A 13,952-nucleotide genomic window follows, 5' to 3' on the forward strand; every position below is an offset into this window, starting at 1 on the left:
AGGGCCGCGCCCCCGGAGCGCGATTTTCCGCACGCGGCCCGGCGTTTCGACGCCGGCCGTTTTCTTTATGTCCGTGACGCGTCTTTTGTCCGTGTGGGCATTGAATTTCGAGGCGCGCGGCGCCAATTCGAAAGCGCTGAAGGCGGGCGGTCGGAACGCTCAAGTCGGAATCGGGGATCTAGAAGACCGTGGGACGACCCCAGAAGGACGAGACGGGTCTGGTGCGCCAGGCCCATGCGCTGACCGCCGACCTGACGACGCCGGATCGCACGATCTATTGGCTGGATCTGGTCCTGACGGCGACGGCCGCCTGGGGCGGTCTGTGGCTGGCCGCCACGGCCCATCATCCGGACGTGGTCGTCGCGGCCGGCCTGGTCGGCCTGCTGGCCCTCTATCGCGGCCTCAGCTTCATCCATGAGATCAGCCATCTGCGCCCCAAGGACGTGCCGGGCTTCCGGCTGGGCTGGAACCTGCTGATCGGCGTGCCGCTGATGACGCCGTCGATGATGTACGAGGGCGTGCACAACCTGCACCACGCCAAGGACCGTTTCGGCACCGCCCGCGACCCGGAATACCTGCCGCTGGGCCGTTATTCGCCGTTCAAGCTGGGGCTGTTCGCCCTGATCTCGCTGTTGGCCCCGCTGGGCGTGATCCTGCGCTCCGGGGTCCTGATCCCGCTGTCGTTCGTGATCCCCGGCGTGCGGCGCCTGGTGAAGACCAAGCTGTCGGCCCTGGTGATCAATCCCGACTTCGTGCGCGAGGACAACGACAAGACCCGGCCCGACTGGCTGGCCCAGGAGCTGGGCGGCTGGCTGTGGTGCTGGAGCATGGCGGCCCTGACGATCGCCGGCGTCGTGCCCGTGCGCGCGGTGGTGACCTGGTTCGCGCTGTTCTCGCTGGCCACCTTCGTCAACCAGCTGCGGACCCTGGTCGCCCACTATTGGGAGAACGACGGCGAGCGGATGAGCTTCGAGGAGCAGTTCCTCGACTCGGTCAACGTGCCGCCGCCGGCCCTGCTGCCGTTCCTGTGGGCCCCCGTGGGCCTGCGTTACCACGCCCTGCACCACCTGCTGCCGCGCCTGCCGTACCACAACCTGGGCAAGGCCCACGCGCGGCTGTCGGCCCAACTGGCGGAGACCTCGCCCTATCACCGGGTCGAGGAGAAGAGCCTGTTCCTGGCGCTGGGCAAGCTGTTCCGGCGCGCCGGCGGGGCGCCGGCCCTAGCGACCGAGGTCGACGCGGTCGAACGCCAGAGCGCCTGAGGGTTCCCCAGAGGGGGGCGGTTTCGGCAGGGACTGGCGCAGGGCCCAGGCCGCGCCGGTCAGCGACAGGGCCACCGCCGTCATCGTCCATTCCAGGTGGCTGCCGGGCGCGCCGATCACGCGCGGGATGTGCAGCAGCACGACGAAGCTGGCCATCATCGCCGTCAGCAGGCTGGCCGCCAGCCGGGGCATGACGCCGAACAGGATCGCCAGCCCGGCCGCCAGGTGGCCGGCGCCGGTCGCATAGGCCCAGAACAGCGGGTAGGGGATCCAGCCCGGCACCATCTTGGCGGTGAAGTCGGCATAGGCGAAGTGGCTCAGCCCGAACACCAGCGGGCACAGGCCATAGATCAACCGCGCGGCCAGCCGTAGCCGGTCGTTGGCCGGCTCGGCCGACATCGCGAACAGGGCAAGGCCGCCGGCCGACAGCGACAGGGTCTCGGCCAAGCCCAGCCACGAGCCGACGCTGCCGGGCGCGGCGGCGGTTTCGGGGCCATGCAGGGCGACCCAGGCCAGATAGACCAGGGCCAGCCCCGCCGAGGCCGGGCGGGCGGCGCGCGACCACAGCACGGCCAGGCCCAGCGCCAGCATCACCGCCCCGCTGAGCAGGGCCAACGCATGATGCCCGGGCAGGTCCTTGGGCACGGGCTGCCATTGCAGCGCGAAGTCGCCGAAGACCAGGCCGATGATCCCCAGCGCCATCGCGCCGAGGCCATAGGGAACGCCGTCGCGGTTCATGAACCCTCCCGTCCAGAAAGGGCGAGGTTGGCCCGCCGTTCGTTGCGTGACTTGGGGTTTGTTGCGCTCGGCCTGTTGCCCAACACCGGGGAGGCGGGTTCTATGGGCGCGCACCCTGACGGAGGCGCCGCATGTTCCGCGTCGAGACCCACGGCCCCGCCTTGCCCGCCCGCTCGACGCTGTATGGCGCGGGTGAAGCGCGCTGCGCCACGGACGCTTCGGCTCCGATCGAGAAATACTACGTCGGCCCGGCCATCGGCGTCGTCGTGGCGGGGACCTTCGACTATGCCGGTCGCCACGGGCGCGCCCGGGCGACGCCCGGCGCGATCCTGCTGGGCAACGCCGGCGAGGCCTTCGACTGCCGCCACCTGGACGCCGGCGGCAACCGCCGGGCGGTGATCGCCCTGCATCCGGACCTGCTGGCTGAGGTGGCCAACGATTGCGGGCTGGACGATGTCGACTTCGCGGTCTCGGCCCTGGCCCCGTCGCGCGAGACCGCGCCGCTGTACGGCGCGGTGCGCCGGGCGGCGGGCGGATTGCGGCTGGGCGACGAGGAGGTGATCGACCTGACGGCCCGCGCCCTGACCCTGGGACGCCGCACGCGGCGGGCCGCGCCGTCGGCGGTCGAGCGCCGGCGGATCCGCGAGGTGGTCCGGCATCTGGATGTCGCCTACGCCGAGCCTTGCGGGCTGGAGAGCCTGGCCGCCATGGGCCAGGTCAGCCGCTTCCACTTCATTCGGCTGTTCCGGGCGGTGACCGGCGAGAGCCCGCGCCAGTATCTGATCGGCGCGCGGCTGCGGGCCGCCGCCGACCGGCTGACCGACACCGCCGAGCCGATCACCCGCATCGCCTTCGACATCGGCTTCAACGACATCTCGCACTTCAACGCCACGTTTCGGCGCGCGTTCGGGCTGTCGCCGACGGCGTGGCGGAAGATGGCTTAAGCAGGAGGTGACCGCATGTGGCCATTTCGGAAAAAACCAGCGGCGCCAGCGATCGCCTGGTTCGGCGGCGAGGACGCGGCCATGAAAGCCGCCATCGCCAAAGCCCAGGCGGGTCTTCCCGAGTTCAAGTCGATGGTCGCCGGACAAGGCGATCCGGGGCGGGCGATCGAGGTCGCGCTGGTCAAGTACGGCTTCGCGGCCAAGACCAGGGGCGCGGAAGTCGAGCATGTCTTCCTGGGCGACGTGCATGCCAAGGACGGCGCGTTGTGGGGCGTGGTCAACGCCGACCCGGTCTATACCGATGAGGTGTCGGAGGGCGACATGGTCATGATCGAGGACGCGCGGGTCTCCGACTGGCTCTACGTCATCGACGGCAAGGGGACCGGCGGCTTCACCTTTAAGCTGATGTGGAAGGCGTTCTCACCGGAGGAAAAGGCCGCCTACGGCGGCCAGCCTCCGTTCCTGTGGCTGGCGCATCAGCTTTCCGATTAGCGGGCGCCTAGCCGCCCAGCGCGCTCACCACCGTCTCGCACAGCCGGTGCGTCTCCAGGGCGTCCAGCGCCGACAGCCGGCGGCCGTCTCGCACGGCGCTCAAGAAGTGCTCGCACAACCCCTCGAAGCCGCGCTGGCGGCCGACCGAGGTCCAGTCGCCGCGCCGGGTGAGGTGGTCCTGGGCCGACTGGTCGACGACCTGGGCCATGTCGACGATCCGCCGCTTGGCGCCGGCCCCCGAGACTTCCAGCGTTTCCTCGTTCGAACCGCTGACCCGGTTCATGATCCCCAGGCCGTCGCGGTCGGCGCCCGACAGCGACAGCGCCACGTGCTGCAGCAGTCCACCCTCGACCCGGCCATGCACCCGCGCGTCGTTCGCGCCAGGGGCCATGAAGCGCAGGGTGTCGACCACGTGGATAAAGTCGTCGAACACCACGCGGCGGGTCTGGTCGGCTTGGTCGGCGCGGTTCTTCTGCATCACCGTCAGCGGCAGATCGAGAGCCGCGGCGTCCTGGTAGACCGGGGCGAAACGGCGGTTGAAGCCGACCATCAGCGACACGCCGCGCGTCTGCGCCAAGTCGACCAGGGCCTCGCTGTCGGCGGTGTTGTCGGCCAGCGGCTTGTCGACCATCGTCGGCACGCCGGCCTCCAGCAGGCGGCGGACGATGTCCGGATGGGCGGAGGTCGCCGCGTGGACCAGGGCGCCGTCCAGGCCTTCGCCCAAGGCCGTGTCGAGCTCGCCGTGCAGCCGCTCCACCCGCCAGGCCGCGCCCAGGTCGGCCAGGGCCTGGGCGTTGCGGGTGACGAACACCAGATCGACGTCCGGGCGCGGACCCAGCACGGGCAGATAGGCTTTCCGGGCGATGTCGCCCAGGCCGATCATGGCGATGCGGAGGGTCATGAAATCCCCAAGGCGAGCAGGTGGTCGGCGAGGGCGGCGGCGTCCCAGGCGTCGGCCCGGGGCGCGAGGAACAATGCCGCGCCTTCCAGGAACGGCGTCAGGGCTTGGGCGGTCTGGGCCAGGTTGGGGGCGTCGAGGCTCTCGCTCATCACGACCGCCGCGACCCGCGCCTTGGCGGCGCGCAGGGCGACCAGGGCGGTCAGGACGTGGCTGATCGTGCCCAGGTACGAGCCCGCCACCAACAGCACCGGTGCGCCCAGGGCGGCGATCATGTCCAGATTGGTCTCGCCGTCGGTCAGGGGCGACATCACCCCGCCGGCCCCCTCGACCAGCAATAGGCCGTCGCGGATCTCGGCGGCGCGGGCCACGGCGTCGATGACCATGTCGTCGAGCACGAGGGTCTCGCCCTCCAGCCGAGCGGCGATGTTGGGCGACAGCGGGGCGAGGTAGCGGCGGGGGGCGATGCGGAACACCGCGCCGGGATCGCCCAGGGCGGCGGCCAGCCGAGCCGGGTCGCTGCCGGCCGCGTCCTTGGGGTCGAAGCCGCTGACCACCGGCTTGAAGGCGTCGACGGTCGCGCCCCGGGCCTTCAGGGCGCGGATCAGGGCGCAGCTGACATAGGTCTTGCCGATGTCGGTGCCCGTGCCGGTGACGAACAGGGTGGGCATCAGGCGCGCGCCTTCACATAGGGCTTCACCAGGGCCGCCAGGCGGGCGATCTCGGCGTCGGGATGCTCGGCGCTGAAGGCGATGCGCAGGCGGGCCTCGCCGGCCGGAACGGTGGGCGGGCGGATGGCCACGACAAGGAAGCCCTCGGCCTCCAAGGCGCGCGAGGCGTCCAGGGCGTCCTGGGCCTCGCCGATGATCACCGGCACGATGGGGCTGGTCGCGGCCGGCAGGCCGACGGCCTGGGTGAAGGCGCGAGCCTTGGCCAGGGGCAGGGCGGTCAGGGCCGGCTCGGCCTGGATGATGTCCAGCGCCGCCAGGGCGGCGGCGGCGGCGGCCGGCGGCAGGCCGGTGGTGTAGACCAGGGTGCGGGCCCGGGTCTTGATCAGGTCGACCACGGCCCGCGAGCCGCAGACATAGCCGCCATACGAGCCCAGGGCCTTGGAGAGGGTGCCCATCTGAAACGGGATCTGGGCCTCGGGGAACAGGGCGGCCGAGCCCCGGCCCTCGGCCAGCACGCCCACGCCGTGGGCGTCGTCCGACAGCAGCCAGGCGTCGTTGGCCTCGCAGACCGCCGACAGCCAGTCCAGCGGGGCGATGTCGCCGTCCATCGAGAACACCCCGTCGGTGGCGACGATGGCGTGGCGGGCGCTGGAACGGTGCTCGGCCAGCAGGTCGGCCAGATGGTCGCTGTCGTTGTGGGCGAACGGGATGATCCGCGCGCCCGACAGCTGGGCCCCGGCCCAGATGCAGGCGTGGGCCAGCTCGTCGACCAGCACGATGTCGCCCTTGCCGGCGAAGGTGGGGATGACGCCGGTGTTGGCCAGATACCCGGAGCCGAACACCACGCAGGCCTCCGTGCCCTTCAGCCGCGCCAGCCGCGCCTCGAGCTCGGAGAGGAGAGGGTGGTCGCCGGTCACCAGCCGTGACGCGCCCGAGCCCGCTCCGTAGGTCTCGATAGCCGCCTGGGCGGCGGCCTTGACCGCCGGGTGCTGCGACAGGCCCAGATAGTCGTTGCAGGAGAAGGACAGCAGCTTGCGGCCGTCGCGCTCGACGAAGGCCCCGGCGGAGCGCTGGGTGGGCTTCAGGCGGCGCAGGAGGCTGGCGGCCTCGAGGCGTTCGATCTTGTCTGCGGCGTAGGTGTCCAGACTGTGCATCACGGTTCCTGTTTGCCCCTCGCAGCGGGAGGGCATAGGCAGTGCGCCCCCGCTAGGCAACGAAGGATCGCGCCATGACTGTCGAAAGCCCCGACTGGCTTGTCGCCGGCGCGCCTCATGTGTGGCGGCCCTATTGCCAGATGAAGACCGCGCGGCCGCCGCTGCCGGTCGTGGCCACGCGCGGCTCGCGGCTGATTCTGGACGACGGGCGCGCGCTGGTCGACGGCCTGGCCTCGTGGTGGACCGCCTGCCACGGCTACAATCACCCGCACATCGCCGCGGCCGTCCGCGAGCAGCTGGAGCGCATGCCGCACGTGATGTTCGGCGGGCTGGCGCATGAACCGGCCTATCGCCTGGCCAAGCGCCTGGCCGACCTGTTGCCGGGCGATCTGAACCACGCCTTCTTCGCCGAGTCCGGTTCGGTCTCTGTCGAGATCGCCATGAAGATGGCGCTGCAGTTCCACATCAATCAGGGGCCAAAAAACAAGGATGGGGCAGGGCGCACCAAGTTCCTGTCGTTCCGGGGCGGCTATCACGGCGACACCCTGGCGACGATGACGGTCTGCGACCCGGAGGAGGGCATGCACAGCCTGTTCGCCGGCGTGATGCCGTCGCAGGTGATCGCCGACCTGCCGGTGGACGCCGCCTCGGAAGCCGCCCTCGACGCCGTGCTGGCTGAAAGGGGCGGGGAGATCGCCGCGATCCTGACCGAGCCGCTGGTCCAGGGCGCGGGCGGCATGCTGTTCCATGCGCCGGAGGTGCTGCGAACCCTCCGCCGCCTGGCCGACAAGCATGGCGTGCTGCTGATCTTCGACGAGATCTTCACGGGCTTCGGCCGCACGGGCGAGCTGTTCGCCATGCAGGCGGCGGGCGTCGAGCCCGACATCGTCACCCTGTCCAAGGCCCTGACCGGCGGGACCCTGCCGCTGTCGGTCGCCGTGGCCTCGACCAAGGTGTTCGAGGCCTTCTGGTCCGACGACGCCGGGGCGGCGCTGATGCATGGCCCCACCTACATGGGCAACGCCCTGGCCTGCGCCGCCGCCAACGCCTCGCTGGACCTGTTCGAGGACGGCGCCTGGCGGGCCGACGTGGCGCGGGTGTCGGCGGCGCTGGCCCGTGGTCTTGAGCCGGTGCGGAGCGCGCCCGGCGTGGTCGATGTCCGCGTGCTGGGCGCGATCGGGGTGGTGGAGTTCGACGCGCCGGTGGCCGTCGGCGCCCTGTGCGACGCCTTCGCCGCCGAGGGGGCGTGGATTCGGCCGATGGGCAAGACCGTGTACCTGACGCCGGCCTTCAACACCCCCGACGCCGACCTCGACATCCTGATGGCCGCGATCCGCAAGGTTGTGGGCGCCGGCGGGGTTGAAGGATCAGGCGGGGTCTGATCCAAGCGAGGCCATGTCGTTGAACACGCCCCAGAGCGGCCCTTTGTCGGCGCTAGAGCGCCTGGCCATCGCGGCCATCATCCTGACCTGGGGCCTGAACAACGCCGCAGCCAAGGTGGCGACCGCCGAGCTGCCGCCGATGATGGTCGGGGCCCTGCGCTTCGCCCTGGCCCTGGCCTTCCTGGCGCCGTTCCTGAAACCGCCGTTCCCATGGTCGCGGCGGCTGCTGGCCATCTGCCTGCTGTCGGGGCCGATCCACTTCGGGATCATCTATGTCGCCTTCGGCATGGCCAAGTCGCTGAGCCCGCTGGTGGTGGCGACCCAGCTGTGGATCCCGTTCACGGCCCTGTTCGCCTGGAAGATGCTGGGCGAAACCATGAAGCCCCTGGCCGTCGGCGGCCTGGTGGTGGCCTTCGTCGGGGTGGCCTGGATGACGCTGGATCCGCACGGCGCGGCCGACCTGCCGGCCATCGTGCTGGGCGTGGTCGCCAGCGCCTGCTGGGCCCTGGCCACGGTGTTCGTGCGCCAGACGCCCGGCGCCAAGCCGTTGCAGGTCCAGGCCCTGACGGCGGTCGTCGCCGCGCCGGTCCTGCTGGTGATGTCGTTCGGCTTCGAGGATAACGTGGTGGAGCGGGTCAGGACCGCCGCGCCGATCGCCTGGGCCTGCGTGGCCTTCGCCGGCGTGGTCTCGACCATCGGGGCCAGCGCCCTGCTGTTCTGGCTGGTCCAGCGCCGCGAGGCGGGCCGGGTGACGCCCTATTTCCTGCTGACGCCGCTGGTCTCGTGCACGATCGGCGTGCTGTTCATGGGCGACGCCCTGTCGCCGCAGTTGGTGATCGGCGCGGCGGCGACGATGGCGGGCGTGGCGCTGGTGGCGCTGACGGCGAAGAAGGTCGTGCCGGCCGAGGGCGAGGCGACTTAAAGGCGGTGCGTCCTTCGAGGCCCGCTTCGCGGGCGCCTCAGGATGAGGAGCGTTTTTGCTGAATTCCTCATCCTGAGGTGCGAGGCGAAGCCGAGCCTCGAAGGACGCAGGGCGCTACTTCACGACCCCGCACGCCACCCGCGCTCCAGCCCCGCCGATCGGCTGGGTCTTGTAGTCGTCCGGGCTGGCATGGACCACGATCGAGGAGCCGTCGGCGTCGAGCAGGGCGGGGCGGCCGCCGGCGCCGTTCAGCGACACCATGGGCGAGTAGACCTCGGCCGTCGCCGCGCCGTCGGCGGCCGCGAACAGGTTGGGCAGGTCGCCGTTGTCGTTGCCGTCCGGGTTCAGCATGCCGTGGACCACGGCGGTGGTGGTGTGGACGTGCGCGCCGGCCGACTTGAAGTCGGGCGTCCCGCAGTCGCCCTTCTCGTGGAAGTGCAGGCCGTGCCAGCCCGGCGTCAGGCCCTTGGCCTCGATTCGCAGCAGCACGCCGTGCGGCGCCTCGGTCAGCGTGGCCGTCCCGATCGTCTTGCCGTCGGCGCCTTTCAGTTCCGCCGTCGCGCTGATGGCGGCGGCCGAGGCCTGGGAAGCGACCAGCAGGCCGGCGGACAGGACGAGGGCGGTCAAACGCATCGGAAACTCCCGGAATGCCAAGGGTTGAGCCTGGGAAGGTGGCGTCTTGGCTAGGGGAATGCTAACTGTTTTTGACGGTTCCGTGTTCGATTCTGACGGCGAAAAATTCCCTTGAGCGACGATCAAAACACCATCCCCGGGTCCCCGGCCTCGCCGGCGTCCCGCGGGGACGTTACCCCCATCAATATCGAGGACGAGCTGCGCCGCTCATATCTCGACTATGCGATGAGCGTGATCGTCAGTCGGGCGCTTCCTGACGCCCGCGATGGTCTCAAGCCTGTGCACCGCCGGGTGCTGTTCTCGATGCACGAGCAGGGCCAGACGCCCGAGCGGCCCTACGTGAAGTCGGCCCGCGTGGTCGGCGACGTGATGGGTAAGTACCACCCGCACGGCGACGCCTCGATCTACTTCACCCTGGTCCGCATGACGCAGTCGTTCTCGATGGGCCTGGTGCTGATCGACGGCCAGGGCAACTTCGGTTCGGTCGACGGCGATATGCCCGCCGCCATGCGTTACACCGAATGCCGCATGGCCCCGCCGGCCATGTCGCTGCTGGCCGACCTGGACAAGGACACGGTCGACTTCCAGGACAACTACGACGGCAAGGAGCAAGAGCCTGTCGTCCTGCCGTCGCGGATTCCCAACCTGCTGGTCAACGGCGCCGGCGGCATCGCCGTCGGCATGGCCACCAACATCCCGCCGCACAATCTGGGCGAGATCATCGACGCCTGCCTGCTGATGATCGATCAGCCGGATGTCACCACCGACCAGCTGCTGGACCTGGTGCCGGGGCCCGACTTCCCGACCGGCGGCGAGATCATCGGCCGCGCCGGCCCGCGCCAGGCGCTGCTGACCGGCCGCGGCTCGGTGATCATGCGCGGCCTGGCCACGGTGGAAGAGATCCGCACCGGCCGCGAAGCCATCGTCATCACCGCCATCCCCTATCAGGTGAACAAGTCGAACCTGGTCGAGTACATCGCCGAAATGGTCCGCGATAAGCGGATCGAGGGCATTTCCGACATCCGCGACGAGTCCAACCGCGACGGCATGCGCATCGTGGTCGAGCTGAAGCGCGACGCCTCGGGCGAGGTGATCCTCAACCAGCTCTACCGCTTCACGGCGCTGCAAAGCTCGTTCGGCGTCAACATGCTGGCCCTGAACCGCGGCCGTCCCTCGCAGATGGGCCTGCGCGAACTGATCGACATCTTCGTCAAGTTCCGCGAAGAGGTGGTCGTCCGACGCACCAAGTTCGAGCTGGGCAAGGCGCGCGACCGCGGCCACGTCCTGGTCGGCCTGACCATCGCTGTCGCCAATATCGACGAATTCATCCACATCATCCGCTCGTCCAAGGATCCGACCGAGGCTCGCGAGCGCCTGGTGGCCAAGGCCTGGCCGGCCGGCGACATGCTGCCGCTGGTCGAGCTGATCGCCGACCCGCGCACGGTCCAGGAAGAGGGCGGCCTGATCCGCCTGACCGACGAACAGGCCCGCGCCATCCTGGCGCTGACCCTGTCGCGTCTGACCGGCCTGGGTCGTGACGAGATCGGCAACGAGGCCGCCACCCTGGCCGACGCCATCAAGGGTTATCTCGACCTGCTGTCGGACCGCGCCAACATCATGGCCGTGGTCCGCGAGGAGCTGGTGGAGGTGCGCGAGAAATTCGCCATCCCGCGCCGCTGCGCGATCGTCGACGGCGACGCCGACATGGAAGACGAGGACCTGATCGTCCGCGAGGACATGGTCATCACCGTCACCCTGGGCGGCTATGTGAAGCGCACGCCGCTGGCCGCCTATCGCACCCAGCACCGGGGCGGCAAGGGCAAGTCGGGCATGGCCACCAAGACCGAGGACGCGGTCACCCGCGTGTTCTCGGCCTCGACCCACTCGCCGCTGCTGTTCTTCACCTCGGGCGGCAAGGTCTACAAGATGAAGGTCTGGCGTCTGCCGCAGGGCGTCGCCAACAGCCGCGGCAAGGCGTTCGTCAACCTGCTGCCGATCGAGCCGGGCGAGACCATCACCTCGATCCTGACGCTTCCGGAGGACGAGGCCACCTGGGACGGCCTGGACGTGATGTTCGCCACCCGCTCGGGCAGCGTGCGTCGCAATAAGCTGAGCGACTTCGTGGACGTTCGCCGCAACGGCAAGATCGCCATGAAGCTGGACGAAGGCGACGGCATCGTCGGCGTGGCCGTCTGCGACAGCAGCAAGGACATCCTGCTCAACACCGCCTCGGGCCGCTGCATCCGCTTCTCGACCGACGAAGTGCGGGTGTTCGCCAGCCGCGACTCCACCGGCGTGCGCGGCGTGCGCCTGGCGCAGGGCGACAGCGTCATCTCGATGAGCGTGCTGCGCAACGTCGACGCCACCCCGGCTGAACGCGCCGCCTACCTCAAGCACCAGCGGGCCCTGGCCCGGGCTCTGGGCGAGGAAGGCGAGGAGGCTCCGGCCGCTGCTGAAGAGGGCGAGGATGAGGGCGGCGAGGCCAGCCTGACCCCCGAACGCATCGCCGAACTGGGCGCGGCCGAGGAAATCCTGCTGACGGTGTCGTCGGAAGGCTTCGGCAAGCGCACCAGCGCCTACGACTATCGCCGCACCGGTCGCGGCGGCCAGGGTCTGACCGCCCAGGATCTGTCCAAGCGCGGCGGCAAGCTGGTCGGCTCGTTCCCGGTCGATGAAAGCGACCAGATCCTGCTGGTCACCGACGCCGGTCAACTGATCCGGGTGCCGGTCTCGCAAATTCGTGTTGCAGCGCGGAATACCCAAGGGGTAACCATCTTCCGCACCGCCGCCGACGAACACGTCGTCAGCGTCGAGCGTCTCGCCGAAACCGGCGGCGACGACACGGGTAGCGAAAATGGGACGGGCGACGAAAACGAGGCGGACGAGACCTCGTAAGCGACCCAAAGCAGGGGGCCATCGGGCGTACGCCCGGGTGAGGAAAAGCATGCGGATCGGTCTCTATCCGGGGACGTTTGACCCGGTCACCAACGGCCACCTCGACATCATCGGTCGGGCGGTCAAGCTGGTCGACAGGCTGGTGATCGGGGTGGCTGTGAACATCGGCAAGGGGCCGCTGTTCTCGCTGGACGAACGGGTCGAGATGGTGCGCCGCGAAACGGCCCACCTGACCAAGATCGCCGAGATCGAGGTCCGGCCGTTCGACAGCCTGCTGATGTATTTCGCCCGCGAGGTCGGGGCCCAGATGATCGTGCGCGGCCTGCGGGCCGTGGCCGACTTCGAATACGAATTCCAGATGACGGCCATGAACCAGCAGCTCGACCGCGAGATCGAGACCGTGTTCCTGATGGCCGACCCGCGCCACCAGGCCATCGCCTCGCGGCTGGTCAAGGAGATCGCGGCCCTGGGCGGCGACGTCCACAAGTTCGTGCCGCCGGGCGTGGCCGAACAACTGCTGGCCAAGCTGGCGAAGTAGGGCGGCGCGATCCTGGCTGGCGGCCGCTAGACGCGTTCGAGGCATTGTCTGCTTACGACCCAACGCGGACACTTGCCACTCGGCGAAAACGCTCAGGCTTGTAGACTTGCACGCAGCAAATCGAGGTCGGACGCGCGGAACTGCATGCGCGATATAGCCCCCATCCGAGCCTTTGTGCTTTTGCTGTAGACAAGAAGAGCAGGAAAGCCGCCGAGGTCGCCCGACCGCCCCTCCTTCAATTCGACATCGCCGCGTCGCACCCGCCACCGAACAAGGCCGAACTGACGATACTCCAACCAGTCTGTAGTCAGTTTGATGCGCAGCGATGCGACGAACTGCCAGAAGAACACGCCCATCATCATCAGAGCGGCGCCGGCGAGGTATTCTTTGGCGGGGAAAACCGCATAGAGGCCGCAGCTGATAAACGGCATACCGATGACTAGCATCGTGTAGCGCACGGGAGCGACGGGCCTAAGTGTTGTCTGAAACTCCACCATACTGCTAACCTACAGGTCGAGATGTCCGACATCCACCCTTAGCTGTCGTTCGGAAGGTCTGGTTATTGGCGCTCCGGCCTAAGGTCCGCTTTGAGCGCCGAGGCCAGTTTCCGCTTTCGACCCTGAGCGGACGTTCATCAGGCCGATGTCTGTTCAGCCTAAGCAGCGTTCGGTCGGCCGAACCGGGCCAGATAGTCCTCAATAAGCGAAACCAATTCCTCTGTGGACACCGGCCAGGCGCCGCCAAGTTCTAAATCACTACCGCCTGGCTTCGCGACGAGTTTCACAATCCGTGCAGACCTAATCTGCAATACATCGATTTGACGGATATCGGCCCACCGCCGGTAAAAGGTCGCGAACAAATAGTGGAAAGCGATGCCATCGCCGTCCAGGACCAATCTAGAGGGCCAGACCAGCTGGAGCGTCCACATGCCGCCAACCAGAGGGAATAGACCTAGTGCCGCCCAACCGGCGATCATCGCCTTTTCACTTGAATGCTCTTTGACGAGCCACACCCCAATCACAACCAAACCGATTGAGCCCAGGCACATCAAGGCCGTCTTGCCGCGCGATGCCGCGATAACCCGCGTGTTACTATCGGTCATTCTCATCCTACCGCCAACGCCACCGCGCCTGCAGTGATCCGTGCCGAAGCCGAGCTTAGCTTGGGAATAGCCGACGACCACCCCTAGCTGACCTTCGTTCAGTCCGCTTGCCGGCACGGCGCCCAAGGTCCGCTTTCAGACGCGCGCCTTATTCCCAAGCCCCGACCCTACTCGGGGACTATGCGGCGACGCCGACAATGGCAATGACGGTGAGCAAGGCAAGCCAGATCAAACCTATTGGCATTATTGCGAGCCAGACCGTGCGCCAACGCACTACGCTCCGGAATTTCTTGGGGTCGTTTGCGCGATAGACAGTTCGCC

General features: G+C 68.7%; 14 protein-coding genes and 1 pseudogene. 7 read left to right on the forward strand and 8 right to left on the reverse strand.

Annotated features, from left to right (window positions below):
* Window positions 1-188: 188 nt before the first annotated feature.
* Complete coding sequence (locus tag AC1DYP_RS15725) at window positions 189-1,262, forward strand: fatty acid desaturase family protein (protein WP_477047119.1); 1,074 nt, start codon at window positions 189-191, stop codon at window positions 1,260-1,262.
* Here the strand turns inward: AC1DYP_RS15725 and AC1DYP_RS15730 are convergent.
* Window positions 1,221-2,000, reverse strand: a complete 780-nt coding sequence (locus tag AC1DYP_RS15730; protein ID WP_477047120.1) for a DoxX family membrane protein — start codon at window positions 1,998-2,000, stop codon at window positions 1,221-1,223. The two genes, AC1DYP_RS15725 and AC1DYP_RS15730, sit on opposite strands and share 42 nt — an antisense overlap.
* Before the next feature lie 131 nt (window positions 2,001-2,131).
* On the opposite strand from AC1DYP_RS15730, the gene AC1DYP_RS15735 reads away from it, so the two are divergent.
* Both AC1DYP_RS15735 and AC1DYP_RS15740 read left to right on the forward strand, forming a co-directional pair.
* Complete coding sequence (locus tag AC1DYP_RS15735) at window positions 2,132-2,944, forward strand: helix-turn-helix transcriptional regulator (protein WP_477047121.1); 813 nt, start codon at window positions 2,132-2,134, stop codon at window positions 2,942-2,944.
* A gap of 81 nt (window positions 2,945-3,025) precedes the next feature.
* Window positions 3,026-3,436 (forward strand): DUF2314 domain-containing protein, encoded by a 411-nt coding sequence (locus tag AC1DYP_RS15740; RefSeq protein ID WP_477047122.1) that lies wholly within the window; start codon window positions 3,026-3,028, stop codon window positions 3,434-3,436.
* A 7-nt stretch (window positions 3,437-3,443) separates the two neighbouring features.
* On the opposite strand, the gene AC1DYP_RS15745 is transcribed toward AC1DYP_RS15740, so the two are convergent.
* Genes AC1DYP_RS15745 through bioF form a run of 3 tightly spaced genes read right to left on the reverse strand, consistent with a single transcriptional unit; the run spans window position 3,444 to window position 6,159 of the window.
* A complete protein-coding gene (locus AC1DYP_RS15745) occupies window positions 3,444-4,337 on the reverse strand; it encodes a Gfo/Idh/MocA family protein (RefSeq protein WP_477047123.1) in 894 nt (297 codons plus the stop codon).
* Window positions 4,334-5,005, reverse strand: a complete 672-nt coding sequence (gene bioD, locus AC1DYP_RS15750; protein WP_477047124.1) for a dethiobiotin synthase — start codon at window positions 5,003-5,005, stop codon at window positions 4,334-4,336. Before bioD ends, AC1DYP_RS15745 begins: the two co-directional genes overlap by 4 nt.
* Window positions 5,005-6,159 (reverse strand): 8-amino-7-oxononanoate synthase, encoded by a 1,155-nt coding sequence (gene bioF / locus AC1DYP_RS15755; protein WP_477047125.1) that lies wholly within the window; start codon window positions 6,157-6,159, stop codon window positions 5,005-5,007. The genes bioD and bioF overlap by 1 nt, the downstream gene beginning before the upstream one ends.
* Before the next feature lie 74 nt (window positions 6,160-6,233).
* Between bioF and AC1DYP_RS15760 the strand changes: the two genes are divergently transcribed.
* Window positions 6,234-7,541, forward strand: coding sequence for an adenosylmethionine--8-amino-7-oxononanoate transaminase (locus AC1DYP_RS15760; RefSeq protein ID WP_477047126.1), 1,308 nt, complete (start codon window positions 6,234-6,236; stop codon window positions 7,539-7,541).
* 13 nt (window positions 7,542-7,554) lie between these two features.
* The gene (locus tag AC1DYP_RS15765) at window positions 7,555-8,463 is read left to right on the forward strand and encodes a DMT family transporter (protein WP_477047127.1); all 909 of its coding nucleotides are present in this window, start codon (window positions 7,555-7,557) and stop codon (window positions 8,461-8,463) included.
* Here the strand turns inward: AC1DYP_RS15765 and AC1DYP_RS15770 are convergent.
* Together AC1DYP_RS15770 and sodC are read right to left on the reverse strand one after the other, a co-directional pair.
* A pseudogene (locus tag AC1DYP_RS15770) lies at window positions 8,452-8,577 on the reverse strand (hypothetical protein); the annotation flags it as partial. The gene AC1DYP_RS15765 and the pseudogene AC1DYP_RS15770 sit on opposite strands and share 12 nt — an antisense overlap.
* Window positions 8,578-9,096 carry a superoxide dismutase[Cu-Zn] gene (gene sodC, locus AC1DYP_RS15775; protein WP_477047128.1) on the reverse strand — a complete coding sequence of 173 codons (519 nt, stop codon included), beginning with the start codon at window positions 9,094-9,096 and terminating at the stop codon, window positions 8,578-8,580.
* 111 nt (window positions 9,097-9,207) lie between these two features.
* Between sodC and gyrA the strand changes: the two genes are divergently transcribed.
* Entirely contained in the window at window positions 9,208-11,991 is a 2,784-nt protein-coding gene (gene gyrA / locus AC1DYP_RS15780) for a DNA gyrase subunit A (protein WP_477047129.1), read from the forward strand.
* Window positions 11,992-12,040: 49 nt separating this feature from the next.
* Window positions 12,041-12,529 carry a pantetheine-phosphate adenylyltransferase gene (gene coaD, locus AC1DYP_RS15785; protein WP_477033053.1) on the forward strand — a complete coding sequence of 163 codons (489 nt, stop codon included), beginning with the start codon at window positions 12,041-12,043 and terminating at the stop codon, window positions 12,527-12,529.
* Between the two features lie 92 nt (window positions 12,530-12,621).
* On the opposite strand, the gene AC1DYP_RS15790 is transcribed toward coaD, so the two are convergent.
* Complete coding sequence (locus tag AC1DYP_RS15790) at window positions 12,622-12,987, reverse strand: hypothetical protein (protein ID WP_477047130.1); 366 nt, start codon at window positions 12,985-12,987, stop codon at window positions 12,622-12,624.
* A gap of 197 nt (window positions 12,988-13,184) precedes the next feature.
* Complete coding sequence (locus tag AC1DYP_RS15795) at window positions 13,185-13,757, reverse strand: hypothetical protein (protein ID WP_477047131.1); 573 nt, start codon at window positions 13,755-13,757, stop codon at window positions 13,185-13,187.
* Between the last annotated feature and the right edge of the window lie 195 nt (window positions 13,758-13,952).

The organism is Caulobacter sp. P1_D6, from assembly GCF_056406095.1.

Coding starts and splice junctions, on each gene's coding strand:
- AC1DYP_RS15730 (WP_477047120.1), bottom strand. CDS start 2,000: ATGAACCGCGACGGCGTTCCCTATGGCCTCGGCGCGATGGCGCTGGGG.
- AC1DYP_RS15735 (WP_477047121.1), top strand. CDS start 2,132: ATGTTCCGCGTCGAGACCCACGGCCCCGCCTTGCCCGCCCGCTCGACG.
- AC1DYP_RS15740 (WP_477047122.1), top strand. CDS start 3,026: ATGAAAGCCGCCATCGCCAAAGCCCAGGCGGGTCTTCCCGAGTTCAAG.
- AC1DYP_RS15745 (WP_477047123.1), bottom strand. CDS start 4,337: ATGACCCTCCGCATCGCCATGATCGGCCTGGGCGACATCGCCCGGAAA.
- bioD (WP_477047124.1), bottom strand. CDS start 5,005: ATGCCCACCCTGTTCGTCACCGGCACGGGCACCGACATCGGCAAGACC.
- bioF (WP_477047125.1), bottom strand. CDS start 6,159: ATGCACAGTCTGGACACCTACGCCGCAGACAAGATCGAACGCCTCGAG.
- AC1DYP_RS15760 (WP_477047126.1), top strand. CDS start 6,234: ATGACTGTCGAAAGCCCCGACTGGCTTGTCGCCGGCGCGCCTCATGTG.
- AC1DYP_RS15765 (WP_477047127.1), top strand. CDS start 7,555: ATGTCGTTGAACACGCCCCAGAGCGGCCCTTTGTCGGCGCTAGAGCGC.
- sodC (WP_477047128.1), bottom strand. CDS start 9,096: ATGCGTTTGACCGCCCTCGTCCTGTCCGCCGGCCTGCTGGTCGCTTCC.
- coaD (WP_477033053.1), top strand. CDS start 12,041: ATGCGGATCGGTCTCTATCCGGGGACGTTTGACCCGGTCACCAACGGC.